The organism is Kribbella sp. NPDC048928, from assembly GCF_043197975.1.
Lineage (GTDB): Bacteria > Actinomycetota > Actinomycetes > Propionibacteriales > Kribbellaceae > Kribbella.
Genome location: NZ_JBICUC010000002.1, coordinates 49,133 through 75,846, shown reverse-complemented (window position 1 = coordinate 75,846; position 26,714 = coordinate 49,133). Strand labels below are relative to the sequence as shown.

Genomic DNA, 26,714 nt, shown 5'->3' with positions numbered 1-26,714 from the left:
GGGACAGCGTGACTCAGCCACCGTACGAACCGGGGCCTGTCGAGCCGAGGCCTCTTGACTCGGGGCCCGTTGAGCCGGGGTCGGTTGAGTCGGCGCGTCCGCAGGACATTCCGCACGATCCGACCCGCGGTTTCCCGACCTACGGCCGCCCCCAACCGCCACCGGCGCAACCGCAATACGGACAAGGGTCTTGGCAACCGCCGTATGGACCGGGCCAGTACGGGCAGCCGCAGTATCCACCGCAGTACGGGCAAGCGCCGGCCCCGTACGGGCAGCCGGCGGCATACGGCTACGGCTATGGGTACGGGCAGGCGCCGAGCGGGACGAACGCGCTGGCCACGGCGGCGCTTGTCTGCGGCCTCGGCGGGATCGTCTTCGGGCTGTCCGCGCCGGTAGCGGTCGGGCTCGGGATCGCGGCGCTCGTCCAGATCGGCCGGCGGCCGCAAGGCGGCAAGGGGATGGCGATCGCCGGGATTGTGGTCGGGGCGTTGGTGACGCTCGGCTACGCGCTGCTGATCGGGCTCGTGATCGCGATCGGCACCTCCGACAGCTCCTCCGGTGCACCCGACCCGGGTTCGTCCAGCGTGTACATCGACGAGCTCGACATCGGCGACTGCTTCGACGACACCAGCTCGGACGACGAGGTGACCCCGCGCGACTGCCCAGACCGGCACGACGCCGAAATGGTTGCGATCGTCAGCCTGCCGGCGGGTGCGTACCCGGGCGACAACGCCATCGAGAAGGCCGCCGACCGTGCCTGTGCGCCGCCGTTCGGCGCGTACGTCGGCAAGTCGCGCGACGAGTCCGAGCTCTATCTGTCCTGGTGGACGCCGGACAAGTACACCTGGAACTCCGGCGATCGGCGGGTGTTCTGCGTCGCCTACGGCCCGGACAACGACAAACTCGTCGGCACCGTCAAGAACAGCCATCGGTAGCGCGGTTGCCCGCGGCAACGTCGGCCGCCCGGGAACCCGCTGGACCGGTACGATGCGCGAAGCACAGCGTTCAACGGCCCGCTTGGTACCACTGGGAGTAGCGTGACTCAGCCACCGCACGGTTCGGAGCCAGAACGGCCGCAGGACCGGCCGCACGACCCGACCCGAGCCTTCCCGACCACCTCGGGCCAGAACCTGCCCGCCGTGCCGCAGTACGGCCAGCCTGGGCAACCCGGGCAACCCGGGCAACAGCAGTACGGCCAGCCTGGGCAACCCGGCCAACAGCAGTACGGCCAGCCTGGACAGTCGCAGTACGGACAGAGCCAGTACGGGCAGGCGCAGTATCCGCCGCAGTACGGGCAGGCGCCGGCCCCGTACGCCCAGAGTGGGTATGCCGGCTACGGCTACACCGGCTCGGGTGGCACCAACGGACTGGCGACCGCGTCCTTCGTCTGCGCCCTCGGCGGCCTCATCATCGGCCTCTCCGCGCCGGTCGCCATCGGCCTGGCCATCGCGGCCCTCGTCCAGATCAAGAAGCGCAACCAGGACGGCAAAGGCATGGCGATCGCCGGCCTCGTGATCGGCTCGCTGATCACCCTGGGTTCGATCCTGCTGTTCGTCTTCCTGATCGTCCTGGGCACCTCGTTCAGCGACACCAACTACGACGGTGCCCCCACCGCGCCGCAACCCACCAGCACCACAACCACCTAATGCCGCGTCAGCCCACGTCCTGGACGTAATGCCTTCGCGGGGACAGATCTGTGGGCGAGGAGCGGCCGGGCGAGAGCGTGAGGGCAGTGGTCTTACGACGCGTCCGTTTCTTGACGAAGCACTAGCCCCCACCCAGGTGGGGCTGGGGGAAGTAGTGTGGCGGGGTGGGCATGGTCATGGCGGTGTCGTTCGAGCGGTACGGGCGGCTGTATTACCTTGATCCGGGAGAGTTTCGGCCCCGGGTAGGGGACAAGGTGCTCGTGCCCACCGACGACGGACCTGAGGTCGCGGAGTGCGTGTGGGCGGCGCAGTACGTCACCGAGGAGGTCGGCGGGCTGCCGCAATGTGCGGGGATCGCGAGCGCGGGTGACCTCGAGCGGGACGAGCAGAACCGGCAGCGGCGTGCCGACGCGCGGGTGATCGCGAAGCGGACGATCCGGCAGCACGACCTGCCGATGAAGGTGGTCGGGATCGACTTCGTCGACCGGCGGCCGGACATCGACCAGTTGGTGATCGTGTACTTCTCCGCACCGCACCGCGTCGACTTCCGCGAACTGGTACGCGATCTGGCCCGCGCGCTGCGGGCGCGGATCGAGCTCCGGCAGGTCGGGGCCCGCGACGAGGCGCGGTTGCAGGGTGGGATCGGGCCGTGCGGGCGGGACCTGTGCTGTGCGACGTTCCTGAAGGACTTCGAGCCGGTCAGCGTACGGATGGCGAAGGACCAGGACCTCCCGTTGAACCCGCTGAAGATCTCCGGGGCGTGTGGGCGGCTGATGTGCTGCCTGAAGTACGAGCACCCGCTGTACCAGGAGTTCAACGCGAAGGCGCCGGCGCTCGGATCCGCGGTGGAGACCCCCGCGGGTGATGGAGTGGTGGTCGGGCACAACGTGCCGAGCGACACCGTCGTCGTCCGGCTCGCGGCCTCGGGACGGCGCTGTGCGTGCAGCCGGGCGGACGTCTGCTCCCCGCGGCAGCAGTACGAGGCCTCCGGTACGACGACCCCGGACGCCCCACCCGTCGTCCCAGAGAAGCCCGCCGCACCCGAACCACAACAGAACGCCGCCACACCCACCGCAATACCCGAGCACCGCTCGGAACCCGAGCACCGCTCGGAACCCGAGCACCGCTCGGAACCCGAGCACCGCTCGCAAACCGAGCACCGCTCCGAACCCGAGCACCGCTCGCAAACCGAGCACCGCTCGGAATCTGAGCAGCGCTCGGAGCCCGAGAAGGGTGTCGGCGAGCCGGAGAGTCGGGAGGAGCGGCGGGCCCGGAAGCCGCGCCGGCGCCGCCGGCTGCATCACGACGACGAGGGAGACACCGCCCAGTGAGATTCCGCACTCAGCCCACCCCTCGCTTCGCTCGGGGCGGGGTAGGTGGGTGGCCGACCGTACTGGTGGCAGCTTTTGCGGTGCTCGCGAGTGGGTGTGGGGTGGCGAGCCGCGCGCAGAACGCGGGCGACGGTGCGGTGCCGAGCATCGGCAGCAACCCGCCGAGCGGACCGGTGGGGCCGATCCCGGCCGGGCTGGAGAAGTACTACCAGCAGAAGCCGGACTGGGAACGCTGCGGCACCAACCAGCAGTGCGCGACCATCTCGGTCCCGCTGGACTACACCAAGCCGGCCGGTGAATCCATCGAGCTGCGCGCGCGGAAGGTGCTGGCCAAGGACCGCGGCGGCCGGATCGGCACGCTGTTCATCAACCCGGGCGGGCCGGGCGCGTCCGGGCAGGAGTTCGCGGCGCAGGTGCCGATGCTGTTCGGGTCGCCGCTGTTGCGGAAGTTCGACATCATCGGCTGGGATCCGCGGGGTGTCGGCGAGTCGACGCCGGTGAAGTGCCTTGACACGGCGGGCCTGGACGCGATGATCGCCTCCGACGGCAGCCCGGACAACGCCGCCGAGGTCGCGGACCTCGACAAGCAGGCCAAGACGTTCGCGGCCGCCTGCGAGCAGCGCTCCGGCAAGCTCCTCCCGCACGTGAACACGAAGGACGCGGCGCGCGATATCGACGTACTGCGCGGCATCGTCGGCGACCCGCAGCTGTACTACCTCGGCATGTCGTACGGGACATACCTGGGAGCGACGTACGCCGAACTTTTCCCGAAGAACGTCGGCCGGATGGTCCTGGACGGCGCCGTCGATCCGGCGACCACGTCCGAGCAGATGGGGATCGCGCAGGCGAAGGGGTTCGACAAGGCACTGGACGCGTTCGCGGAGGACTGCGCGCAGCGGTCCTGCAAGCTCGGCAGCAGCAAGAACGAGGTGCTCGCGAAGGTCGACCAGCTGATCAAGAACAGCGACGAGCACCCGCTGCCAGGTGACGGTCAGCGTCAGGTGACGCAGGCGCTGGTGATCCTCGGTCTGGTCTACCCGCTGTACCTGAAAGAGTTCTGGCCGCGGCTGGAGGATGCGGTCGCCGACGGGCTCGCCGGGAACGGTTCGCGGCTGCTCGCGCTCGCGGACGAATACACCGACCGCAAGCCGTCCGGGTACGCCGACAACTCGAACGAGGCGCAGATCGCGGTGAACTGCAGCGACCGGCCGGACTTCACGTCGATCGCGCAGATCCAGGCGAAGGCGCCGGAGTTCAAGGCGGCGTCACCGCGGTTCGGCGAGTTCATGGCCTGGTCGTCGGCGGCCTGCCTGAACTGGCCGGTGAAGCCGACGAGCAAACCGCACCCGATCAAGGCGGCCGGTGCGAAGCCGATCATGGTGCTCGGGACGACCCGGGACCCGGCGACGCCGTACGAGTGGGCGGTCGGCCTGGCGCACGAACTGGAAAGCGGTGTCCTGGTCACGCGGGACGGCGACGGACACACGGCGTACCTGTCCGGAAACGCCTGTGTGAAGAACGTCGTCGAGAGCTACCTGGCCCAGGGCAACACGCCCGCTGCCGACATCAAGTGCTGACCCGAGCTAGTTCGGGCGGTTGTCGCCGGGCGCCACGGGGAGCTTGAGGGTGTCGGTCGCGTGCTGCAGTACGGCGCGCAGGCCGGCCTCGTCCTGCGGGCGGCCGCCGACGGTGATCTCGACGGCGGTCGACTTGCCGTTGTCGAGCGAGATCCAGCGCGACAGCCCCATCCGCGGCCCGCGGGCCTTGTCGGTGTAGGTGTAGACGAGCAGGCCGTCGTCGCGGTTCAGCACCCGCAGGTCCTTCTCGTCGATGCTGCGCTCGCGGTTCTTGACCAGCTGGTCCGGGCTCTGCTTGCTGCCCCGGGTGTCGAATCGGAGCTGCCAGACCCCGGTCGGGTCGACGTACTTCGGCCGGGTCCCGCCCTGAGAGCTCTTCCAGCCGGTCGGCACCTCGGCCGACACCGGGTCGTCGTCGGTGCCGAAATTCTGCAGGACGTACTGCAAATTGTCGCCCGCCAGCCCGTCTCCGTGGCTCGGCGTACTCGACGGGCTCGGACTGACGATGCTCACCGGCGCATCATGCGCTGCGAACGGATTACCGCCGTTGACGGCGACGACGGTGCCGAACGCGACCACGCCGACGGTCATTCCCGCCAGCGTCATCAGCAGTGCCTGGTGCCTGGGCGTGAGCATCCCGACCTCGCTTCCCTCTCTCCCGCCCGATTATCGCCGACGAGAGGGGCGTCTCCGCAAACCGCCGCGTACGCTGGCACGTCGTGGAGATGTCAGACACCGCTTTCCAGCAGGCTTTGCAGCATTACGACGCCGGTACGGCCGAACGTGCCGAGCTGAAGCTGCTCACCAAGGAACTGCTGAACCGCCTGGTCGCGAAGGCGCCAGGGCATGCGGTAGAGGTACGGATCCCGCCGTACGGCGCGGTGCAGTGCATCGAGGGCCCGCGGCACACCCGCGGTACGCCCGGCGCGGTGATCGAGATGCCGCCGGAGCTCTGGATCGACGTCGCGCTCGGCCGGATCACCTGGGCGGATGCGCGGATGAGCGGCAAACTCCGCGCCAGCGGCGAACGCACCGACCTCACAGCCCTACTCCCACTGCTCTGACATTTGCCTGGCAGACCCACCAATTTGCCTGGCTGACCCATGAAATCGGGGGTTCCACACCCGGGCTGCGGGTGTAGAACCCCCAATTTGCTGGGTCTGCCAGGCAAATGGGTCTGCCGGGCGGAGGGGTCGGCCAGGCGAAGGGGGTCTGCCGGGCGAAGGGGGTCTGCCGGGCGAAGGGGGTCTGCCGGGCGAAGGGGTCAGCGGCCGCTGGTGTTGCTGGACCAGATGGGCGTACGGCCGTAGACGACCACGAGGTTGCCGTCGTCCTGCATCTGCAGTACGGCGCCGTGGCGGACCGTCTTCGTCGACCAGAGCGGCTTCTTCGCGGCGCTGTAGACGACGAAGTTCCCGTCGGTCTGCATCGTGGCGTACCCGCCCTTGCTCGTCGTCTTGGTGCTCCAGATCGGCGTCGTGGCGTTCTTCACGATCACCAGGTTGCCGTCGGACTGCATCTGCAGCCGGTAGCTGCGGTTGTGCGAGTAGAGCGCCGACGGCCAGGTCAGGTTGCGGCCCGAGCCGAGCGTGACCATCACCATGTAGCGGTTCCAGGCCGCCTTGTGCCGGACGTTGTAGATCACCAGGTTCGAGTCGTTCTGCACCTCGAGGTGCGCGCCGGTGCTGCCGTTCGTACCGGTGGCCCACACGGGCGTACGGCCGGAGATGATCACCAGGTTGCCGTCGGGCTGCATGATCAGCGTCGAGGCCTTGCGGTTGGTCATGCTGGCCCAGATCGCGGTCCGGCCCTTGATCAGGACCGCGTTGCCGTCGGTCTGCATGACCAGGGTGTACAGGTTGTTCTTGGACCGGCGGTACTGGCCGGGCTTCAGGTACTGCCCAGGCAGCAGCATGTCCGAGACGGCGGTCGCACCGGAAGCCGCCGAAGCAGTAGAGGCGGCCGCGGGAGCGGCGTGCGCGGCCGTCGGCACAAGCAGGGACGGAACAAGCAGGGTGGCACCGGCGGCGAGCGAGGCGAGCATCCGGGAACCGGCCGACTTGATCGAGATCATGCGGGGTGTCTTCTTCCTGTCAGCGAGAGGCCGGCCACAGGCGTTCCGGGCCGGCGAGATCGGCGCCGTGGGCAACCAATCGGTTCCACGCTAGGACGGAACCGGGTCCGGTCCGGATCCATTCGATACTGATGGAAAAGGTGGCGGACAATAAGGTTCGTCCAGGCCGGTCGGACCTGTCAGTATGTGACGGTGGCAGCAAGTCTCCGCACGCGTCTGGCCCGGTTGCGTGTCGATCTCACCCCGTGGCGCGGTTCCCGGGATTTCCGCATCCTGCTGGTCGCCGGCTCGGTCTTCTTCCTCGGCGGCATGGTCGGGTACGTCGCCCTCCCGTACCAGCTCTACCAACTCACCGGATCGAACTTCGCGGTCGGCGCGATGGGTCTGGTGACGATCGCGCCACTGATCGTGTTCGGCCTGTACGGCGGTGCGCTCGCGGATCATGTGGAACGCCGCAAGCTGCTCGTCGGCACCGGCCTGGCCCAGGTGCTGATCTCGGCGCTGATGGTCGTGAACACCCTGCTCCCGCACCCGCAGGTCTGGCTGATCTACGTCTGTGGTGCCCTGAATGCGGTCGCGTCCTCGCTGCAGCGGCCGTCGCGGGAGGCGCTCCTGCCGCGGGTGGTGAAGCACGCGGAGATCCCCGCCGCGGTCGCGCTGAGCTCACTGACCTCGCAGGTCGGCCAGCTCGCCGGACCGGCGCTGGGCGGTGTGCTGGTGGGTTCGGTGGGCGTGACCTGGGCTTTCTCGGTCGAGCTCACCGGCATCGTGTTCGCGACACTGCTCTACGCCCGCCTCGGGTCGTACCGCTCGCGCGAGCACGCCACGGCGCCGAGTCTGCGGGCGATCGGCGGCGGGATCGTGTACGCGTTCCGGCGCAAGGACCTGCTCGCGACGTACCTGGTCGACATGGTCGGGATGTTCCTGGCGATGCCGATCGTGCTGTTCCCGGCGTTCGCGACCGACGTCCTGAAGGAACCGAGGCTGCTCGGGCTGCTCTACAGCGCCGAGGCGATCGGGGCGATGTGCGCCAGCCTGACCAGCGGCTGGGCGAAACATGTCCACCATCAGGGACGGGCGGTGGTGCTGGCCACGATGGGCTGGGGCGCCGCGGTCGGGATCGCCGGGCTGGCGCCGAACATCTGGTTCGCGATCGGGTTCTTCGCGCTGGCCGGCGCCTTCGACATGGTGTCGGTGCTGTTCCGGTCGGTGATCTGGAACCAGACCATCCCGGACGAGATGCGTGGCCGGCTGGCCGGGATCGAGATGCTCGGGTACTCGCTCGGCCCGCTCGGCGGTCAGGCCCGCTCCGGTCTGGTCGCGGACCTCACCACCGTCCGGACCGCGATCGTCAGCGGCGGCGTGCTGTGCGTCGCGGGCGTGATCGCCACCTCGGTCTGGTTGCGCGAGTTCTGGCGGTACGACGCCCGCACCGACGAACACGCCGTCCGCGAAAGAGAGCTCCGCGCCGCGAGCTAGTCTCTGTCATCATGCGTATCCGCCGTGTAGTGACCGCTTCCGGGCTGGCCGCCGTACTGCTCGCGGGCTGTGGGAGTCCTGGGCAGGAGACCGCGCCGAGCGTGCCGCCGCTGGTCTCGGTCAGTACGCCCGAGGACACCCCGTCGGAGACGCCCTCGCAGACCCCGTCGCAGACTCCTTCAGGGACCCCGAGCGATCCGTCGAAGATCGCGGACACCCTCTGCGTACGGATGGATGCCACGCTCGTACGGACCACGCTCGCGACGCCTGTCGCGAACATCCAGCCCACGACGCCACCGGTCGACTTCGGCCTCCCGACGTACGACGTCTGTCAGTTGACGCTCAGCGCAAGCCGGAACGGTCCGGTGCTGAACGTCGAGACCTCGGTGCTCCCGGCAACAGCGGCGACACTGGCGGCGAGCCAGAAGGCGTACGCGGCGACGAAACGCGAGAAGGCGTTGCCTGCGGTCGTCGGCCAGGGCGGGTACGGGACGAGCACGTTCGTGGTGTTCTTGCTGGGCGGGAAGCTGTACAAGATCGCCGGGCCGAAGGCGACGCTCGCGAAGTACGTCGTCATCGCCCAGAACGCCGTCTCCCAGGTGTCCGGGCTGCCCGATCCGGGACAGTCGATCACTCGCCAGGAATGCGATCGCGGATCGTCCGCGGCCGAGAAGGTGATGGGTGCGCCGGCGATGTCGCGTCGCGACAGCCAGACCATCCTCGGCGACATCGTCTGCGGCTGGATCACCTCGACGAGCGTGCTGTCGACCTCGGTCCGCCGGACGCCGAACGCGAAGGCCCTGATCGCCCCGCTCGGCAAGGCCGCCACGTCGCAGTCCGTACCGCTCGGCGACGAGGGCTACGTCGACACCGCCACCGGCCGCACGACGATCCGCGTCGGCGACGACAAGCTCGTCGACCTGGTCCCGCTCCCGGCACGCGCGATCAACCCCGACCTGATGACCCAGTTCGCCCTCGCGATGTCATCGCTCTACACGCGCTGAGCTCAGCTTGCCGATGGTCTCGATCGCTTCGGTGATCTCGGTGGGGGTGCGGGCGGCGTAGCCGAGGACGAGGCCGGGGGTGTGTGGGAGCTGGCAGTGCCAGGAGAGCGGGTGGCATTTGACGCCGGCCTCCAGGGCTGCGGCGGCGAGGGCGGCGTCGTTCTCGTTCCCGGCAAAGGTGATCGTGAGGTGCAGTCCGGCGGCGGCGCCGTGGATGGTTGCTGTTGGCAAATGTTCGCGGATCGCGGCGACCATTGCGTCGCGGCGGGTGCGGTGCCGGCGGCGGAGGAAGCGGAGCTGGCGTTCGAGTTCGCCGGACTCCATCAGGTGCGCGAGCGTGAGTTGCGGGAGGCTTGCGTTGCCGAGGTCGGCGAGGCGCTTGCGGGCGATCAGTTCGTCCGAGTACTGCGGGGGTGCGAGCATCCAGCCGATCCGGAGCGCCGGTGCGAGCAGCTTGGAGACGCTGCCCAGATAGATGACTCGGTCGGGGAGCATTGCGCGGAGGGCCGGCACCGGCGGGCGGTCGTACCGGTGCTCGGCGTCGTAGTCGTCCTCGATGATCAGGCCGCCGTCGGTCGCCCACTGGATGAGTTCGCGCCGGCGTTCACCGTCGAGCACCACGCCGGTCGGGAAGTGGTGGGCCGGGGTTGTCATCACAACGGGTGCTTTGGACTCGCGCAGTACGTCGACGCGCAGCCCGCGGTCGTCGACGGGGATTGGTGGCGTCTGCATGCCCCAGCCCTGCAGGTGCTGGCGGGAGCCGAGCGAGCCGGGGTCCTCGACAGCGATCTCGTGGAAGCCGTGCCGATCGAGCACCTGCGCCAGGATGCCGATCGCCTGCGCGACCCCGGCGACGACGATCAGGTCCTCCGGGTCGGCCACGATCCCGCGGTAGCGCGCCAGCCACGCCGCCACTGCTCGCCGTAACGCCGGAGTCCCGGCGGGATCGCCGTACCCGAACTCTGCTGACCGCAGCTCCGTCAGCACCGCCCGCTCGGCGCGCAACCATGCTGCACGTGGGAACGCCGCCAGGTCCGGGACCCCCGGCGTCAGGTCGATCCGCGCCGGCGCCGACCGCAGGCTGTCGAAGATCTGGAGGTCATCTGCAGGAGGACAGGAGGTGTCGGTGAAATCGGCGCTCCCGGCCGCGGTCTCAGGCGTGCGAGCTCGTATACGTAGACGACTACGTCCTGTCGAGCGGTCCGCGACCGACGCGGCGCCAACGACTGTTGCCGGCCGGCTGCGGCTGGGGGTGATCGGTGCGGCGAGGACTACTGTTCCGGAGCGGCCGTGGCCGGCGACCTGGCCGTCTTCGGTGAGGCGTTGGTAGGACTCGGTGACTACGCCGCGGGAGATGCCTAGGTCGGCGGCGAGCGTGCGGGTCGCGGGCAGGCGGGCGCCGATCGGGAGGTGGCCGCTCGAGATCGCCGTCCGCAGGCGGTCGGTCAGCCAGTCGGCGAGGCCGCCTGCGGGTGCCTCCGATGGGTCGAGCTGAAGGAAGTCTGCGCCGCCTATGGACCTGCCACTTCCACCCGGATTGGACCTGTTCACAGGACCATTGTGGCGCGACCGTGGAGGTATGGGAACCGACTACGTCCACGGCTACACCCCGGCGGAGACCCGCCGGCTCACCGACCAGGCCGGTACGCTCGCCGACCTCCTGCACGGCGGCACGACCTATCCGCCCGGCAGCCGCGTACTGGAGGCCGGTTGCGGCGTCGGCGCGCAGACCGTCCAGCTGGTGACGCGCAACCCCGGCATCGAGCTGGTCTCGATCGACATCTCCGAGGAGTCGCTCGCCCAGGCGAAGGCCAGAGTCGCCGAGCACGCGCCGGACGCGACCGTCGACTGGCGGCACGCGGATCTCCACGACCTGCCGGACGAGAAGTTCGACCACGTCTTCGTCTGCTTCGTCCTCGAACATCTCGTCGACCCCGTCGCTGCCCTCACGCGGCTCCGGGGATTGCTGAACCCCGGCGGCACGATCACGGTCATCGAGGGCGACCACGGGTCGGCCTTCTTCCACCCGCGCAGTCCACGGGCGCAAGCGGTCGTCGACTGCCTTGTCGACCTACAGGCTGCGGCGGGTGGCGACTCACTCATCGGGCGACGGCTTCAGCCGCTGCTCGCACAGGCCGGGTACGACGACGTACAGGTCGGGCCGCGCACCGTGTATGCCGACGAGAACCTTCCGCACCTCGTCGACGGATTCACCCGGAAGACGTTCATCGCGATGGTCGGGTCGGTCCGCGAACGCGCGATCGCCGCCGGGCTGCGGACCGGGCCCGAGTGGGACGCGGGCATCCGCGACCTGGAGCGATCCGCCGAACCCGGCGGCACCTTCCACTACACGTTCTTCAAAGGAGTGGGCCGCACATGATCGGACTGGTGATCCTGATCGCGCTCGTCTGCTGGGGACTGAACCGCAACCGGCGCCGCCAACTCCGTCCTCCCGCCGGACCGGTCGCCGATCGCGATCTACAACGATTGGCAGACGAACTCAGGGAGTGTTCATGAACGGCTGGTAAACAAGGGGGATGGGAGCGACCGAGCAGCTCGAGATCGAGACGAAGTACGACGTCGACGACAGTGTGGTGCTGCCGGCGCTGCACGAGCTGCCCGGTGTTGCGAGCGTCGCGCAACCGGTCGAGCTGCATCTCGAGGCGGTGTACTACGACACCGCCGACCTCGACCTAGCCGCCCACAAGGTGACGCTCCGGCGCCGCACCGGCGGCGAGGACGACGGGTGGCATGTGAAGTTCCCCGGTGCGTCCGGCCGGCTCGAGGTGCATCATCCGCTCGGCCGATCCGTCCGTAAGGTGCCGATCGCCGTCGTCCGTACGGTCCGGGTGCACGTCCGCGACCGCGAGCTGCTCCCGGTCGTGACGTTGCAGACCTGGCGCATCGTTCACCGGCTGCTAGACGCGGAGGGCGATGTGCTTGCGGAGGTTGCCGACGACCAGGTGACGGCGACGGTCGAGGGCGACGAGCCGCAGACCTGGCGCGAGTGGGAGGTCGAGCTCGTCGGCGGTGACAACCTGCTGCTGGACGACGCGGGCGAGCTGCTCCGGTCCGCCGGGGCCCGTCCCGCGAGTGGTCCGAGCAAGCTGGCCCGGGCGCTCGGCGATCGTGTACCGGCGTACGACGATTGGGCGCTGCCGAAGAAGCCGCGGACCTCCGACCTGTTCCGCGCGTACGCCGGCGCGCAGCTGCAGGCGATCCGCGATCGCGACCCCGAGGTACGGCGCGACGTGCCGGACTCGATCCACAAGTTCCGGGTCGCGACGCGGCGCCTGCGGTCGGCGCTGGCGACGTACCGCCCGGTGATCGACCGCACCGCGGGCGACGAGCTGCGCGCGGAGCTGAAGTGGCTCGCGGGTGAGCTGGGTGCCGCGCGGGACGCCGAAGTGCAGCGCGAACACTTCGCCGCCGAGGTCGCGGAGCAGCCGGTCGAGCTGGTGATGGGCCGGGTCGCGGGACGGATCGACGATCATCTGCGCGCGGTGTACCGCGACGGACGCACCGCGGCGCTGGCCGCATTGGAGAGTACGCGCTACTTCCGGCTGCTCGACGCGCTGGACGAGCTGGTCGCGCAGCCGCCCGTCACGAGCGACGACCTGAAGGCCAAGCGCCAGGTGGGAGAGCTGCTCGCGCACGACTACCAACGGATGCGGAAGGCGGTCCTTCGCTCGCAGGACGCGGACACGGTCGCGGAGCAGGACCACGAGCTGCACGAAGTACGAAAGGCCGCCAAGCGCCTGCGGTACGCCGCCGAGTCCGCCGTACCGGTGCTGGGCGACGATGCGTCCGCTCTGGCCGCCCGCTCCGAGGAGGTCCAGGAGATCCTCGGCGAACACCAGGACTCCGTCGTCTCCCGCGAGCTCCTGCACGCCCTTGCCCTCGAGGTCTACGCCGAAGGCGGCAACCCCTTCACGTACGGCCGCCTGCACGCCACCGAGGAAGCCCGAGGCAACGCCTCCCGCAACGCCTTCTACGAACTCTGGCCCACCCTCGAATTCACCCTGTAGCACTCGATGGCGTCTGCGATGCTGTTGGCGTGGAGTACGTGTCCAGAGTGCCCCGGCCGCCGCTGGACGGGTTGATCGACGACCTCTACTACCTGGAGGGCGCGCCGCCGTACGCCCGGCTGATGCTGCCGCCGACGCCGTCGGCGTTGCTGATCGTCAACCTCGGGGCGCCGTTCCGGATCCGCGGCGGCCGCGATCTCGAGGCGGCCGAGTACGCGGACGGTTGTGTGATCACGATGCCCACCCATGCGTACGAGTTCAGCTACCCAAACCCGACGCGGTCCGTCGGCGTGCACTTCAAGCCGTGGGGTACGGCACCGTTCCTGCCGATGCCCGTGGGCGAGCTGTGCGACCGGCCGGTGACGATCGAGCAGGTTTGGGGCCGGTATGTCGTTGCGGAGCTGCAAGACAGGCTGGCCATGGCAGGCGGGCCGCACGAGATGCTGGCACTGCTCGAGGAGGAGCTGAGCCGCCGGCTGTCCGAGACCGCCGGCCTGGGGCTGGTCCGCGAGATGAGCAGCGTCATCGCGTCGACCGGTGGGGCAGTGGCGATCAGCGACCTGAGCGTGGCGGCCGGTGTCAGCAGTACTCATCTGGCACAGCGGTTCAAGGAGGTCATCGGCGTCACGCCGAAGCGGCTGGCCCGCTGCTACCGGTTCACCGCCACCGTGTTCGCGATCGACCCCGCTGGACCGATCGACTGGGGCGACCTGGCGGGTCGGGCCGGCTACTTCGACCAGGCACACTTCGGCCACGAGTTCCGCGAGTTCACCGGGCTCACTCCGACCCAGTACGTCGAGGTCCGGCGCCGGTTCCTGCGCGAGCATCCCGGCAGTGTGCTGAACAGCTGGTCGCTGCCGGCCGATTGATTTCTTACAAGAGCGACGGCTCCCGACGCGCTACTTTTTGGGACATCCCCAAGCTGAGGAGAGTTCCGTGGGCAAGGTTGTCATGTACAGCTCGGTATCGGTGGACGGCTTTGTCGCGGACGAGAACGATCAGCCTGGACCGCTGTTCGAGTGGCTGTCCAACGGTGACGTCCCGTTGGACGACAGCGGATTCGTGAGGGTGTCGCAGGTGTCGTACGACTACACCCGCCCGTACTGGGACCAGATCGGGGTGACGGTCGCCGGTCGGCACGTGTTCGACCTGACGGACGGCTGGGACGGGAAGCCGCCGGCCGGGATCGATCACGTGATTGTCGTGACGCACCGGCCGGAGCCGGAGGGCTGGGACCTCGAGGCGCCGTTCCACTTCGTCGACGGCGTCGAGGCCGCCATGGCGAAGGCGCAGGAGCTTGCAGGCGACCGCGTGGTCGAGGTCGCGGCCGGCGACGTCGGCGGCCAGATGCTGGCCGCGGGTCTGGTCGACGAGGTGCGCATGGACGTCGTACCGGTCGTGCTCGGGTCCGGCAAACGCTACTTCGGATCGGTCCAGGCGCAGCATCTGCTGGAGGACCCTGACGTGGTACTCCAGGGCAATCGGGTGCTGCACCTGAGCTATCGCGTACGCCGATAGTTGGGGCTGTCAGGCAGGACCGCGTCACTTCAGCAGGGCCTGCCTGACAGGTCTTCAGGGTAGAACACCTGCTAGTGCTGGACCGCCTTTTCGGCGCCGGCACCGGTGAGGGAGCGGACCTCCATCTCGGCGAACTTGTCGACGTCGACCTTCTCCTTGCTGGTCACGGTGCCGAGCCAGCCGAGCAGGAACGCGAGCGGAATCGTGACGATGCCCGGGTTGTCCAGCGGGAACCAGTGGATGTCGATCCCGGTGTCGGTGATCATCGACAGGCTCGCGCCGGTCTTCTTGTCCACCTTGCCGGAGACGACCGGGCTGAAGATGATCAGGATGATCGTCGAGGCCAGGCCGCCGTAGATGCTCCACAGTGCGCCGCGGGTGTTGAACCGGCGCCAGAACAGCGAGTACAGGATCGTCGGCAGGTTCGCACTGGCCGCGACCGCGAACGCGAGCGCCACCAGGAACGCGATGTTCTGCCCGTTCGCGAAGATGCCGCCGAGGATCGCGACGATGCCGATCACGACCGCGGTGTAACGCGCCACCCGGACCTCGCCGTCGCCGGTGATCTGGCCCTTCTTGATGATCTGGCCGTAGATGTCGTGCGCGAACGACGTACTCGCGGTGATCGTCAGCCCGGCCACCACGGCCAGGATCGTCGCGAACGCGACCGCCGAGATGACGCCGAGCAGCACCTCACCACCGAGCTCGAAGGCGAGCAACGGGGCGGCCGAGTTCGCCTTGCCGGGAGCTGCCTTGATCCGGTCCGGCCCGACGATCGCGGCTGCGCCGTACCCGAGGACCAGCGTGAACAGGTAGAAGATGCCGATGATCCAGATCGCCCAGCTGACGCTGCGACGCGCCTCCTTGGAGTCCGGCACGGTGTAGAAGCGCATCAGTACGTGCGGCAGGCCTGCGGTACCGAGGACGAGGGCGAGCGCGAGCGAGATGAAGTCCAGCTTGGTGATGCCGGTGACGCCGTACTGCAGGCCCGGGCCGAGCAACTTGTCGCCGGCGGCCGGGCTCTTGTCGACGGCCGCGCCCATCAGGCCGGAGAGGTTGAAGGTGTACTTCGCCAGCACCCAGAGCGTCATGATCCCGGCGCCGATGACGAGCAGTACGGCCTTCACGATCTGCACCCAGGTGGTGCCCTTCATGCCGCCGACCAGTACGTACGTGATCATCAGGATGCCGACGACGGCGATCACGAGTCCCTGACCGGTCTTGCCGTCGACGCCGAGCAGCAGGGCGACGAGACCGCCCGCGCCGGCCATCTGTGCGAGCAGGTAGAAGAAGCAGACGACCAGGGTCGAGATCGCCGCGGCCATCCGGATCGGCCGCTGCTTGAGCCGGAACGACAACACGTCGGCCATCGTGAAGCGGCCGGTGTTCCGGATCAGCTCGGCGACCAGCAGCAGCGCGACCAGCCACGCCACCAGGAAGCCGATCGAGTACAGGAAGCCGTCGTAGCCGTTCAGCGCGATCGCGCCGGCGATGCCCAGGAAGGACGCCGCGGACAGGTAGTCGCCGGAGATCGCGATGCCGTTCTGCGGGCCGGTGAACGAGCGGCCGCCGGCGTAGAAGTCGGCCGCGGTCTTGTTGTTCCGCGAGGCCCGGAACACGATCGCCAGCGTGGCCAGCACGAACAGCGCGAAGATCACGATGTTCACGGTCGGGTTGCCGATGTCTGTTGCCAGCGGCAACATCAGGGGGGCGGTCACTGCGGTTCTCCCTCGATCTGGTGGCGCAGCTTCTCGGCGTCCGGGTCGAGCCGGCGGTCCGCCCAGCGGACGTAGATCATCGTGATCGCGAACGTCGAAACGAACTGGCCGAGGCCGAACAGCAGCGCGACGGTGATGTTGCCGCCGACCTTGTGCGACATGAACCCGTGCGCGTAGTCGGCGAGCAGGACGTAGACGAAGTACCAGACCAGGAACAGTGCGGTCATCGGGAACACGAAGCGGCGGAACCGGCGGCGCAGCTCGGAGAAGTCCGGTGACAACTGGACATCCCGGTACGTCGACAGGTCCGGATCGCGGGTATCACTCATCGCGTGGGACCTCCAAAGGGGAACGAGCCGGGCGGAGTCGAGGCCGGCGAGGTTGCTGGCTCGTACTGTGGCCTGGGTCACGGCCGCTCGACAGCACCGGCGCGCACCGGTCGCTCAGCGGAGCAGACCAGTCGACCGGTGGATCACCCCGCTGCGACGAGCGGTCGGAACCACACGACGAGCGGCGGACGCCCAGCACTCACCAACGTCCGGCGGGCGGCGGTGTTCAGGCGTGCGGGGGCGGCCGGAGGGGGCCTGTGGCGCGGTTGATGAGTGCTGCAGGTCCGGGTCCGCGATCCACGTCGACCGCTTCCGGGGTGTGCAGGCGCACCATGCTGCGCTTGGCGCCGGCCGGGATGCGGTGCGGGGTCAGCTTGGAGACCACGATGACGGTGAGGAACGCGAGCGGCATCGTCCACGCGGCCGGCTGGCCGACGAGCGCCCGCGGCCAACCACCCTGCGGTCCACCGGACACGTTCACCAAGGCGGCCGCACTGGCAGCGATTCCGCCCACGACCAGCCCGGCCGCTGCGCCGGTCGTCGACATCCGTCGCCACCAGATCCCGAGCACTAGCAGCGGGCAGAACGTCGACGAGGCCAGCGCGAACGCGAGTCCGACAGTGTCCGCGAGGCTCAGCGCGCCGGTGCCCGTGAACGCGAGGTACGGCACGATCATCGCGAGCAGTGCCGCGATCCGGAAGCTGTTCACCGCGACGTAATCCCCACCGGTCCACCGGTGCAGCCTGCTCCGCAGCAGGTCCTGGTCGATCACGCCGGCGATCGCGACGGTCAGCCCGGACGACGTCGACAGGAACGCCGCGAACGCGCCCGCCGCGACCAGTGCACCGAGCAGATCCCCTGCTGTACCAGGGAAAACTCGCCCGGGCAGCTCGAGCACCACGGTGTCGCCACCGGTGGCTACGAGGTCCGGCGCGAACGTCCGGCCAAGTACCGCGTACATCGGTGGGAAGAGGTAGAACAGCCCGAGTAACGCCAGGACGACGACAGTTGTACGCCGGGCCGCGCGGCCGTCCGGGTTGGTGTAGAAGCGGACCAGTACGTGCGGGAGCCCCATCGTCCCGAAACAAAGGGCCAGGAGCAACGAATAGGTCGCGTACAACGGGTGGTCGCGACCACCCGCGCGGGACAGCGGCTCGGCCCACTCGGCGGCCGCTCCGTGCAGTGAGTCGAGGACACCGGTCGGCTGGTGCCAGAGGAGCAGGATGATGAAGATCGGCGCGGCCAGTGCGGTCAGCTTGAGCCAGTACTGGAAGGCCTGCACGAACGTGATCGAGCGCATCCCGCCCGCGGCCACGTTGATCACCACGATGACTGCTACGACCGCGGCTCCGACCTGTGGTGACGCCCCCGTGACGGTCTGGACGGCCAGACCGGCGCCCTGCAACTGCGGCAGCAGGTAGAGCGTTCCGATGCCGACGACGAGGCCGGCGCAGATCCGCCGTACGGCAGCTGACTCGAAGCGGATCTCGGCGAAGTCCGGCAACGTGTACGCGCCGGATCTGCGCAGTGGCGCCGCGACCAGGATCAGCAGCATCAGGTACCCGACGGTGTAGCCGACCGAGAACCACAGCATGTCGGCACCGTTCACCAGTACGAGTCCGGCGACGCCGAGGAACGACGCGGCGGACAGGTACTCGCCGCTGATCGCTGACGCGTTCCACCGCGGTGAAACCGCCCGGCTGGCCACGTAGAAGTCGCTAGTGGTCCGGGAGATCCGCAGCCCGAACAACCCGATCCCGATCGTCGCTGCCACCACCAATCCGATAGCAGCCACACTGATCGCCGGAGACATCTCTACTGCCTCCCTACGAACTCGGTGAACTCGGCTTCGATGCGTTCGGCGTTGCGGACGTAGATGCGCGCCGCGACGTACACCACGGGGTACACCAGGATGCCGAGGATCACCCAGGGGAGCGGCAGGCCCAGGACGGACAGCGTGCGCGTCGGTGGGACCAGCCAGAACAGCAGGGGGATGCTGCCGAGGACCAGTACGACACCGCCGATGACTGCGAGCGTGAGGCGCAGCTGCGACTGGATCAGCGACTGCATGTACACCTGGCCGAGACGGGTCTGCTCGTCGATCTCTCGCGTACCCGTGGGGGTGAGCGGGCGACGGGCGGCGCTCGCGCGCGGGCTGGTGACGCGGACCCGGCGCGGGCCCTCCGGGGTACTCATCGCGGCCGCCGTCTCATCGCAGTGAGGTCGAACGAACCAGGAGGTCGCGGAGCTCCCGCGTGTGCCGTCGACTGACCGGGAGCCAGTCGTCGCCCACCCTGACCGCGCAGCGGCCGCCGTCCACCCTCATCTCGTCCACGTGCTGCAGCGCGACCAGTGTGCTCCGGTGGATGCGTGTGAAGCCCGCATCGCTCCAGCGCTCCTCCAGTGTGCTCAGCGGGATCCGTACGAGGTGCGAGTTCTGGCCGGTGTGCAGGCGGGCGTAGTCGCCCTGGGCCTCGACGTACCGCACTGTGGAGCGCTGGATGAACCTGGTGACGCCGGCCAGCTCTACCGGGATCACCTCATCCTCTGTCTCGTCCGGTGACTGCAGTGCGGTCGGAGAGCCCTGTGTGACCACGCGGCGTACCGCTTCAGCCAGTCGCTCCTGCCGGACCGGCTTCATCACATAGTCCGTAGCCTCCAGGTCGAACGCCGCGACCGCGTGCTCGTCGTACGCCGTCACGAACACGATCTGCGGCCGGCTGGCGAACTTGGAAAGCACTCTGGCCAGGTCGATGCCGTCCAGACCAGGCATCTTGATGTCGCAGAACACCACGTCCAGGTCGGTCGCCTGCAGGATCTTCAGCGCGTCCGGCCCGTTCGAGGCCGTGCGGATCTCCCCGATCCGGCGGTCCTGCCCCAGCAGGTACACCAGTTCGGCCAGCGCAGGCTCCTCGTCGTCCGCAACCAGCGCGCGCAGGGGAGAGTCGGCCATAGAGCGCACTCTAAGGGGACGCATGCACTCCTGAGGAGTATTTGGGGATCCGGAACGTCACCTTGGTCCCGGCGTCCACGGCGGTCTCGACAACCAGCCCGTACGCGTCGCCGTACACCTGCCGCAGCCGCGCGTCGACGTTGCCGAGGCCGACCGAGTCGCTGCTGGACTCGCCGGACAGCGCCGCGCGGATCACCTCGGGGTCGCTGCCGGCGCCGTTGTCCTCGACGCTGATCTCCGCCTCGCTGATCCGGTCATGCGCGCGGATCGTGATGTTGCCGACGCCGCTCGTACCTTCCAGACCGTGCCGTACGGCGTTCTCGACGAGCGGCTGCACGACCAGGAACGGGATGACCACCGGCAGCACCTCAGGAGCGATCTGCAACGACACCTTGAGCCGGTCCCCGAATCGGGCCTGCTCCAGCACCAGGTACCGCTCCACGTTGCGCAGCTCGTCCGCCAGCGTGGTGAACTCGCCCCCACGTCGCAGTGCGTACCGGGAGAAGTCAGCGAACTCCAGGAGCAGCTCACGCGCCCGCTCCGGATCAGTGCGCACGAACGACGCAATAGCGGCGAGCGCGTTGTAGATGAAATGCGGGCTGATCTGCGCCCGCAGAGCGCGCAGCTCGGCCTCCATGGCGCGGGTGCGCTCCTTGTTCAGCTCTGCGAGCTCTACCTGTCCTGAGACCCAGCGAGCGACCTCATCAGTCGCCCTGACCAGTGCGGCCGACGTGCTGTTGCTGTAGGCGACCAGTACGGCAACGACTCGCTCCTCCGTGACGATCGGTGTGACCACCGCAGTACGGATGGGGCATTGCGGGTCGCCACACGCCACGTCATGCGCACCCAGTACCGCAGTACGGCCCGAGCGGAGCGTCGGCGCGGCCAGGTCCTTGGCGTCGCGGCGGTGGTTGCTCTCGTACGGCCCGCCGACGCCGTCCCAGGCCAGTACGCCGGAGGAGTCGCAGATGGCGATGGCCGCGGTACCGAGGAGGTCCCTGAGGTGGCGGCTGGCCTTACCGGCCGCGGCGGGCGTCAGGCCTTCGCGCAGGTGCGGGCTGGCCAACGAGGCGGTATGCAGGGTCGCATACGTCGCCTTGTCGGCCGGAGTCCCGAAATGCTTCCGCCGGCGCGCGAACACCCCCTGACGGTAACCGCTCAGACCTCCGCACGCGGCCTGAACGCCTCCAGCGCCTCCGTGTCGGAGTAGGTGCTCAGGAGGTACTCCTCCACCCAGCCGGTACGTCCTGGGTAGGTCGACTCGCTGACGGTCCGCTGTGCTGCCTTAGACGCGTCAAGCGCAGCCCTTCGCAGCTGTACGCCGTTTGACGTCAGGAGCGCCCAGGACGGACCAGGTGCGCCGTACGGCATGCCGACGCTGCCCGCGTTCACCACGAGCCGCCGGTCGACCTGACGGGCGAACGGCATGTGCGTATGCCCGCACACCACCGTCCTGACCTCGTCCGGCAGCCCGGTGAACACCTGTTCCCATCGGGAGATCGGACTGTCGACGAGCACCATCTCCTCGTCGTCCCGCGGAGTGGCGTGGCAGAACAGCACGTCCCCGATCGTCACCGTGGTCGGCAGCGCAGCCAGTAGTTCCACGTGGTCCGCATGCAACTGCTCAGCCGCCCACGGGCTCACCGCGTCCGGCGGCTCCGCGGCGTACGTCCCGTGAGCCATCTCCACGAGCTCCCGGTCCGCGTTGCCCCGTACCCACACCACGCGGTCGCCCAACGAGGTCAGGAGGTCCAACGTCTCCACGGGCTGTGGCCCACTGGCAATGTCCCCGGCCAGCACGATTGCATCGGCCGACCGTACGTCGTCCTCCGCAAGCACCGCCTCCAACGCAGGCAGTACCCCATGAACGTCAGCAAGCACAGCGATCCGCTCCATGCGCGCCAGTCTGCTGCCAAACCCCTTGTTCTGCTGGGACATCTGCTCAGGGCAGATCAGGCGCCGATCCGCAGGTCGCCCTTGGCGAGCGGGGTCGCGAGCTCGCAGGCGCCGCTGGAGATCGTGCAGCGAATGATCGACGCCGGGGTCTGTTCGCCGTCGTCGGCGAGCAGCAGAAGGTGCTGGTCGTCCTCAGGAATCGCCTGCCGGAACACGCCGGACCACTCGTGCAGCGGTGCGCCGTTCTTCGCGTCGAGAACAGCCGCGATGCCGTCGCCGTAGCCGTCCTGGTACTTCGGGCCGGCGATCACGGTCGCCGCGTCCGGCGTGAAGCCGGTGATCATGTAGTCGCAGGTCCGCCACAGACGCGTGCCAGCCGGAACGGCGAGGAGGCTGCTGCAACTGTTCTGGTCGGACAGCGTGGTCAGCGAACCCGCCGTACCCGCGCTGGACATTGCCAGCGCATTCGGGATGCTCTTGATCGCGATGGCCTTCGGTTCGCCGGGCTTCCACCGATAGAGAACGGTGGCCCCGGACTGCGTCGGTGCCGCGTCGAAGTAGACCGTGCCGTCGAAGTAGCCGTGGATCCTGGCGTTCCAGACGCCTGGGACGGTGATCGTCCGCGGCCAGACGTCGCTGTTGGCCTCCTCGGCGTAGACGGTGGCGCCGGCCGTCTCCTCACCGGTCTCCTTCACGTGCGTGGCGATGTACGCCGCGGCGCTGCCGTTGTCGGTGGTGACGATCTGGGTGACATCAGGCGTTCGGCGGGTGACTTCGCCGGTGACGTTGTTCAAGGTCAGCAACTCGGTGCCGAACTTCTTGGTGACGACGGCGAAGGAGGAGCCGCCGAGGCGGGCGACCGCCTGGATCTGGGCGGTGCCGGGGACCTTGACGTCCTCGCCGGCGCCGCCGCGGATCGTGCGGCCGGCCAGGTACGTGATCTGGGGTGCCCTGCCCTGGGTCAAATTCTTCAGGACGATCTTGGTCTTCACCAGGCCGGTCGGTGTTGTGGAGGGCGGCACCTTGGTAGGCGTCGGCTTCGCCGTGGTGGTGGTCGGTGCCGGCGTACTGGGGGCGGTCGACGGGGACGTCGAGAGCGGGGTTGCGGAGCCGTTCGCGTCGGCCGGGCCCTGGCGGGAAGCGAGGGCGCCGCCGCCGGTGATGGCCGCGACGGCGACAGCTGCGACCAGGGCGACCAGGCGGCCGTTCTGCACGCTCATCGGTGTTCTCCTAGGAAATTCCGTCGGTACTTCCTGGTCGGACGCCGGAAAATGCTCCTTTGTTCACTCCAGCGAACCGGTCGCAGAACGGATCGAGCATAATTGCGCCATGGACCAGCCACCCCGGATCGGCCGGTACTCCCTGGTCCGCCGGGTGGGTGCCGGAGGTTTCGCGACCGTCTGGCTGGCCCGCGACGAGCAACTGGACGCCGAGGTAGCGGTCAAGATCCTCTCCGAGAACTGGGTCGAGGACGAGGATGTGCGCCGCCGGTTCCTGGCCGAGGGCCGGTTCCTGCGCAAGGTCGACTCGCTGTACGTGGTCGGCGTCCACGACATCGGTGAGGCCGACGACGGCCGCCCGTTCATGGTGCTGACGTACGCCGACGGCGGCACGCTCGCGGACCGGATCAAGGCCGGGCCGCTCGAGTTCGGTGAGGCGGTCCGGATCATCGGCCAGGTCGGCCGCGGCCTGAAACACCTGCACGCGCGCGGCGTCCTGCACCGCGACGTGAAGCCGGCCAACGTCTTGTTCCGCAGCGATCCGAACGGCGACCGCGCAATGCTGTCCGACCTCGGGCTGGGCAAGTCGCTGGCCGAGGTCTCCCGGATCACGATGCCCGGCGGCACCCCGGCGTACGTCGCTCCGGAACAGGTGATGGGCGAGCGCCTCGACCACCGCGCCGACCTGTACTCGCTCGGCGCGGTCGCGTACGCCGCCTTCACCGGCCAGGCCCCGCACGGTGTCGCCACGCTCGGTGCCGTCATGCAGATCGAGAAGCCACCGCCCTCGATGAGCACGCTGCGCGAGGACATCCCGGACGCGATCGACGTCGTCGTACGGCGTGCCCTCGAGCCAGACCGGGACCAGCGCTGGCCGGACCTCGACAGCTTCCTCAACGCGCTGCGTGAGGCGTACTCCACCGGCAAGGTTCCAGCCAGGCTGGTGCCGGCCGCAGAGATGCCCGCGCCGACCGGGACGACCGCACCGGTCGACCAGGCGACCGCCCTGGCCGGCTCCAACGAGCCAACGGTCGCCGCGAAGCCCAAGCGTTCCCGCCGAGCCGGTGTCCTCACAGCACTGGCCGCCGTGGTCCTGGCTGCGGGCGGTGGGTACGGCGGCTACGAGTACGTCCTGACCCGTCCGGTGAAGGTCGAGAACCCACCACTGTCCGTGAAGGTCCCTCGCGAGTGGGACGAGAAGGCCACCGGTGACCAGTCGTTGCTGGTCAGCACGGACGCCGCCGACTGGCAGTCGGGTACGCAGACCGAAGGCGTCTACCTCGGAGTCGTCAACGCCAACCAGCTACCGGTGAACCCCACGGTCCCCGAGGGCTGCAGCTCAGCCGACCGGGAGCCGTCCGGGAAGGTCGTCACCTTCACCTACACCTGCGACAACCTCTCGCCTGTTGTGGAGCAGTACGAGCTGGTGAAGAACGACACGCTCCTCCTCCGGATCCAGGTCCGGGCCAAGGACGACAAGACCCGGCAGCAGGTGCTGGACTCCGCGCAATACACCCCCTAAGGGACCAGGGACGTCAGCGAGGAGATGGTTGCCTTGTGCATGCGCGGGATGACGTTCAACGTGGCCGGGTCAGACGCGTACAGGTGCGACCCGGACTCGTAGACGACGTACGCGGTCCCGTTGTACTCCGTGATGCCCTCGGTCATGCTCGGCGCGCGGAAGCAGCTCAGTGCGGCCGCGTCGAGGTCCTTCTGACCACGCTTGACCACGTAGATGTTGCTGCGATTCCCACGCCCGTACGAGGTGCTGTAGATGAAGTGGTTCGCGGTGACGGTCAGGCCCTGCGTCTTGGTCGGGATCTCCCAGGCGCCGGCCATGGTGGTCAGTGTGCCGTCGTCGGCGATCTTGTACTCGTACATGGTCCCGCGGCCGGTGTCGTTGAACGTCCCCGCGAACAGCGAGTCGCCGTAGCTGCCGATGAACGACGAGCCGGCCACGTCCCGTGCAGTACCGACCTGTCCGAGGTACGGCGTACCGGCGGCCTTCAAGGCGTCCCGGAGCTCAGTCAGCCGGTACTTGCGGATGCTGCTGCCGGCGCCGGACACGAACGCCCAGCCCTTGCTCACAGTGATCCCGCCGACGTGCGACTCCGCGATTGCGACCACACCGACCGTGGACCCGTTGGCCGGGTCGATGCCGTAGATCTCGGAGTCGGCACCGGCGCGGTACGCCGCGACCAGCAGCAGGTTCTTGCCGGAGCCGTCCCAGTTGTACCAAGTACCGGCGCCTTGTGGGGTGTACGTACTGAGGTTGGGGATGCTCGCGCTGTTGCTGAAGCGGGCGTCGTACTTCTTCGACGCGGACGGTCCGTCGTAGAACGTGGACCCGCCGGTGGTCGCGGTGTCGCAACTGATCGCGGCGTACGACGGTGTGGCGGCGGTGAGTCCCGCGGCCAGGACCGTGACGACGATGGCAAGGGGGCGGTTGACCATGGTGATCCTCTTCGGTTGTGGGCGAAAACCTACGAGAATTTCAGAGTAAATCGGTAACGAGTAACGCGCGAGGGCCAACTGGGCGTCAGCTCCGCGAACGGACGCCGTACGGTTGTCGCATGACCGATCTGTCAGCGGCGATCGACCGCGTTCTGCCCAGCGTCCGTGCCGACCTCGAGGACCTCATCCGGATCCCCTCGGTCAGTTACGAACCGGCCCGTGCGGCCGACGTCCAGCGGTCCGCGGAGGCGACCGCCGCGTTGTTCGAGGCCGAGGGCTTCACCGTGAAGATCGTCCGGGCCGGCGACGGTGCCCCGGCCGTGATCGCGAAGAAGCCGGCCCCGGCCGGGAAGCCGACCGTCCTGCTGTACGCGCACCACGACGTCCAGCCGACCGGCCCGGTGGAGCAGTGGACCTCCGACCCGTTCGTCCCGACGGAACGTGACGACCGCCTGTACGGGCGGGGCGCGGCCGACGACAAGGCCGGGATCGCCGCGCACCTCGCCGCCGTACGGGCCTTCGGCAACGATCTGCCGGTGGGCGTGACGGTGTTCGTCGAGGGCGAGGAGGAGATCGGCTCGCCGACCCTGCTGCAGCTGCTCGACGAGTACACCGAGGAGCTCGCCGCGGACGCGATCGTGATCGCCGACTCCGGCAACTGGGAGGTCGGGCACCCGGCGCTGACCGTCTCGCTGCGTGGCCTGGTCGAGGCGTACGTCGAGGTTCGAACGCTTGATCACGCAGTGCATTCGGGCCTGTTCGGCGGCCCGATCCCGGACGCGCTGTCGACGCTGTGCCGGCTGCTCGCGACCCTGCACGACGACAAGGGCGACGTCGCGGTCGACGGCCTGCACGCCTCGCGCGCGGCCGACGTCGTGTACCCGGAGGACCGGCTGCGGGCCGAGTCCTCGGTGCTCGACTCCGTTCGGCTGACCGGCTCGGGTTCGCTGGTCGACCGGCTCTGGACGCGTCCGGCGGTCGCCGTGGTCGGCATCGACGCACCGTCGGTGGCCGAGGCGAGCAACACGCTGGTGCCGGTCGCGCGGGCGAAGGTGAGCCTGCGGGTGGCGCCGGGTGACGACGCCGCGAAGGCCAGTGACGCGTTGCGTGTCCACCTGGAGAACCACGCGCCGTGGGGCGCGCAGGTCACCGTCACCGAGGGTCAGAACGGCCAGCCCTGCAGCGTGAACGCGCGCGGCGCCGGCTACGAAGCGGCCCGTTCGGCGTTCCAGGAAGCCTGGGGAGTGGCGCCGATCGACATGGGGATGGGCGGCTCGATCCCGTTCATCGCCGAGTTCCAGCAGGCGTTCCCGGAGGCGACCATCCTGGTCACCGGCGTCGAGGATCCGGACACCCGCGCACACGGCATCGACGAGGGCCTGCACCTCGCCGAGTTCCGCAAGGTCTGCCTCGCCGAGGCCCTGCTGCTGCAGAACCTCGCAAACCAGTCATGACCGGGCTTTCCGGCGACCCAGTGTTTGGCATAG

General features: G+C 68.8%; 26 protein-coding genes. 14 read left to right on the top strand and 12 right to left on the bottom strand.

The features are described from left to right. The first annotated feature begins 8 nt into the window (after nucleotides 1–8). The 4 genes from ACGFI6_RS07210 to ACGFI6_RS07195 all read left to right on the top strand — a co-directional run bounded on the left by ACGFI6_RS07210 (nucleotide 9) and on the right by ACGFI6_RS07195 (nucleotide 4,554). Complete coding sequence (locus ACGFI6_RS07210) at nucleotides 9–935, top strand: DUF4190 domain-containing protein (protein ID WP_393115874.1); 927 nt, start codon at nucleotides 9–11, stop codon at nucleotides 933–935. Nucleotides 936–1,037: 102 nt separating this feature from the next. Continuing rightward, on the top strand, nucleotides 1,038–1,646 hold the full coding sequence (locus ACGFI6_RS07205) for a DUF4190 domain-containing protein (protein WP_393115871.1): 609 nt from the start codon (nucleotides 1,038–1,040) through the stop codon (nucleotides 1,644–1,646). A 170-nt stretch (nucleotides 1,647–1,816) separates the two neighbouring features. Then, nucleotides 1,817–2,977 carry a regulatory iron-sulfur-containing complex subunit RicT gene (gene ricT / locus ACGFI6_RS07200; RefSeq protein WP_393118074.1) on the top strand — a complete coding sequence of 387 codons (1,161 nt, stop codon included), beginning with the start codon at nucleotides 1,817–1,819 and terminating at the stop codon, nucleotides 2,975–2,977. A gap of 65 nt (nucleotides 2,978–3,042) precedes the next feature. After that, complete coding sequence (locus tag ACGFI6_RS07195) at nucleotides 3,043–4,554, top strand: alpha/beta hydrolase (RefSeq protein WP_393115869.1); 1,512 nt, start codon at nucleotides 3,043–3,045, stop codon at nucleotides 4,552–4,554. 6 nt (nucleotides 4,555–4,560) lie between these two features. Here the strand turns inward: ACGFI6_RS07195 and ACGFI6_RS07190 are convergent, their stop codons facing one another. Continuing rightward, a complete protein-coding gene (locus ACGFI6_RS07190; RefSeq protein WP_393115866.1) occupies nucleotides 4,561–5,190 on the bottom strand; it encodes a hypothetical protein in 630 nt (209 codons plus the stop codon). Nucleotides 5,191–5,279: 89 nt separating this feature from the next. Between ACGFI6_RS07190 and ACGFI6_RS07185 the strand changes: the two genes are divergently transcribed. Next, the gene (locus ACGFI6_RS07185) at nucleotides 5,280–5,618 is read left to right on the top strand and encodes a sterol carrier family protein (protein ID WP_393118072.1); all 339 of its coding nucleotides are present in this window, start codon (nucleotides 5,280–5,282) and stop codon (nucleotides 5,616–5,618) included. Between the two features lie 200 nt (nucleotides 5,619–5,818). On the opposite strand, the gene ACGFI6_RS07180 is transcribed toward ACGFI6_RS07185, so the two are convergent. Next, a complete protein-coding gene (locus ACGFI6_RS07180; RefSeq protein ID WP_393115864.1) occupies nucleotides 5,819–6,628 on the bottom strand; it encodes a hypothetical protein in 810 nt (269 codons plus the stop codon). Nucleotides 6,629–6,820: 192 nt separating this feature from the next. On the opposite strand from ACGFI6_RS07180, the gene ACGFI6_RS07175 reads away from it, so the two are divergent. Together ACGFI6_RS07175 and ACGFI6_RS07170 are read left to right on the top strand one after the other, a co-directional pair. After that, nucleotides 6,821–8,107: an MFS transporter gene (locus ACGFI6_RS07175; protein ID WP_393115861.1), complete on the top strand. Its 1,287-nt coding sequence runs from the start codon at nucleotides 6,821–6,823 to the stop codon at nucleotides 8,105–8,107. A gap of 11 nt (nucleotides 8,108–8,118) precedes the next feature. After that, nucleotides 8,119–9,111 (top strand): hypothetical protein, encoded by a 993-nt coding sequence (locus ACGFI6_RS07170; RefSeq protein WP_393115858.1) that lies wholly within the window; start codon nucleotides 8,119–8,121, stop codon nucleotides 9,109–9,111. On the opposite strand, the gene ACGFI6_RS07165 is transcribed toward ACGFI6_RS07170, so the two are convergent. Next, entirely contained in the window at nucleotides 9,091–10,662 is a 1,572-nt protein-coding gene (locus tag ACGFI6_RS07165) for a PLP-dependent aminotransferase family protein (RefSeq protein ID WP_393115856.1), read from the bottom strand. The two genes, ACGFI6_RS07170 and ACGFI6_RS07165, sit on opposite strands and share 21 nt — an antisense overlap. Nucleotides 10,663–10,690: 28 nt before the next feature. Between ACGFI6_RS07165 and ACGFI6_RS07160 the strand changes: the two genes are divergently transcribed. From ACGFI6_RS07160 to ACGFI6_RS07140, 5 genes are all read left to right on the top strand, one after another. Next, nucleotides 10,691–11,491, top strand: coding sequence for a methyltransferase (locus tag ACGFI6_RS07160; protein ID WP_393115854.1), 801 nt, complete (start codon nucleotides 10,691–10,693; stop codon nucleotides 11,489–11,491). Beyond that, a complete protein-coding gene (locus ACGFI6_RS07155) occupies nucleotides 11,488–11,628 on the top strand; it encodes a hypothetical protein (RefSeq protein ID WP_393115851.1) in 141 nt (46 codons plus the stop codon). Before ACGFI6_RS07160 ends, ACGFI6_RS07155 begins: the two co-directional genes overlap by 4 nt. A 20-nt stretch (nucleotides 11,629–11,648) precedes the next feature. Further along, a complete protein-coding gene (locus ACGFI6_RS07150) occupies nucleotides 11,649–13,139 on the top strand; it encodes a CHAD domain-containing protein (protein ID WP_393115848.1) in 1,491 nt (496 codons plus the stop codon). Between the two features lie 38 nt (nucleotides 13,140–13,177). After that, nucleotides 13,178–14,008, top strand: a complete 831-nt coding sequence (locus tag ACGFI6_RS07145) for an AraC family transcriptional regulator (RefSeq protein WP_393115846.1) — start codon at nucleotides 13,178–13,180, stop codon at nucleotides 14,006–14,008. 67 nt (nucleotides 14,009–14,075) lie between these two features. Further along, nucleotides 14,076–14,657, top strand: coding sequence for a dihydrofolate reductase family protein (locus ACGFI6_RS07140; RefSeq protein ID WP_393115843.1), 582 nt, complete (start codon nucleotides 14,076–14,078; stop codon nucleotides 14,655–14,657). A 71-nt stretch (nucleotides 14,658–14,728) separates the two neighbouring features. Here the strand turns inward: ACGFI6_RS07140 and ACGFI6_RS07135 are convergent, their stop codons facing one another. The 8 genes from ACGFI6_RS07135 to ACGFI6_RS07100 form a co-directional block, all read right to left on the bottom strand. Then, nucleotides 14,729–16,360, bottom strand: a complete 1,632-nt coding sequence (locus ACGFI6_RS07135; protein WP_393118070.1) for a cation acetate symporter — start codon at nucleotides 16,358–16,360, stop codon at nucleotides 14,729–14,731. Between the two features lie 11 nt (nucleotides 16,361–16,371). Further along, the gene (locus ACGFI6_RS07130; RefSeq protein WP_393115841.1) at nucleotides 16,372–16,704 is read right to left on the bottom strand and encodes a DUF485 domain-containing protein; all 333 of its coding nucleotides are present in this window, start codon (nucleotides 16,702–16,704) and stop codon (nucleotides 16,372–16,374) included. Nucleotides 16,705–16,930: 226 nt separating this feature from the next. After that, nucleotides 16,931–18,478 (bottom strand): cation acetate symporter, encoded by a 1,548-nt coding sequence (locus tag ACGFI6_RS07125; protein ID WP_393115839.1) that lies wholly within the window; start codon nucleotides 18,476–18,478, stop codon nucleotides 16,931–16,933. Nucleotides 18,479–18,519: 41 nt separating this feature from the next. Beyond that, the gene (locus ACGFI6_RS07120) at nucleotides 18,520–18,900 is read right to left on the bottom strand and encodes a hypothetical protein (protein WP_393115837.1); all 381 of its coding nucleotides are present in this window, start codon (nucleotides 18,898–18,900) and stop codon (nucleotides 18,520–18,522) included. Nucleotides 18,901–18,913: 13 nt separating this feature from the next. Next, complete coding sequence (locus ACGFI6_RS07115; RefSeq protein ID WP_393115835.1) at nucleotides 18,914–19,657, bottom strand: LytR/AlgR family response regulator transcription factor; 744 nt, start codon at nucleotides 19,655–19,657, stop codon at nucleotides 18,914–18,916. Nucleotides 19,658–19,667: 10 nt separating this feature from the next. Then, nucleotides 19,668–20,798 (bottom strand): sensor histidine kinase, encoded by a 1,131-nt coding sequence (locus tag ACGFI6_RS07110; RefSeq protein ID WP_393115833.1) that lies wholly within the window; start codon nucleotides 20,796–20,798, stop codon nucleotides 19,668–19,670. A 17-nt stretch (nucleotides 20,799–20,815) separates the two neighbouring features. Further along, nucleotides 20,816–21,553 (bottom strand): metallophosphoesterase family protein, encoded by a 738-nt coding sequence (locus ACGFI6_RS07105; protein WP_393115831.1) that lies wholly within the window; start codon nucleotides 21,551–21,553, stop codon nucleotides 20,816–20,818. 56 nt (nucleotides 21,554–21,609) lie between these two features. After that, the gene (locus ACGFI6_RS07100; RefSeq protein WP_393115828.1) at nucleotides 21,610–22,773 is read right to left on the bottom strand and encodes a hypothetical protein; all 1,164 of its coding nucleotides are present in this window, start codon (nucleotides 22,771–22,773) and stop codon (nucleotides 21,610–21,612) included. Nucleotides 22,774–22,882: 109 nt separating this feature from the next. Here ACGFI6_RS07100 and ACGFI6_RS07095 point away from each other — a divergent pair, with 109 nt between their 5' ends. After that, a complete protein-coding gene (locus ACGFI6_RS07095; RefSeq protein WP_393115826.1) occupies nucleotides 22,883–24,295 on the top strand; it encodes a serine/threonine-protein kinase in 1,413 nt (470 codons plus the stop codon). Here the strand turns inward: ACGFI6_RS07095 and ACGFI6_RS07090 are convergent. After that, a complete protein-coding gene (locus ACGFI6_RS07090; RefSeq protein ID WP_393115824.1) occupies nucleotides 24,292–25,227 on the bottom strand; it encodes a hypothetical protein in 936 nt (311 codons plus the stop codon). The genes ACGFI6_RS07095 and ACGFI6_RS07090 overlap by 4 nt on opposite strands. 119 nt (nucleotides 25,228–25,346) lie before the next feature. Here ACGFI6_RS07090 and ACGFI6_RS07085 point away from each other — a divergent pair, with 119 nt between their 5' ends. After that, complete coding sequence (locus tag ACGFI6_RS07085; RefSeq protein ID WP_393115822.1) at nucleotides 25,347–26,681, top strand: dipeptidase; 1,335 nt, start codon at nucleotides 25,347–25,349, stop codon at nucleotides 26,679–26,681. Nucleotides 26,682–26,714 lie beyond the last annotated feature (33 nt).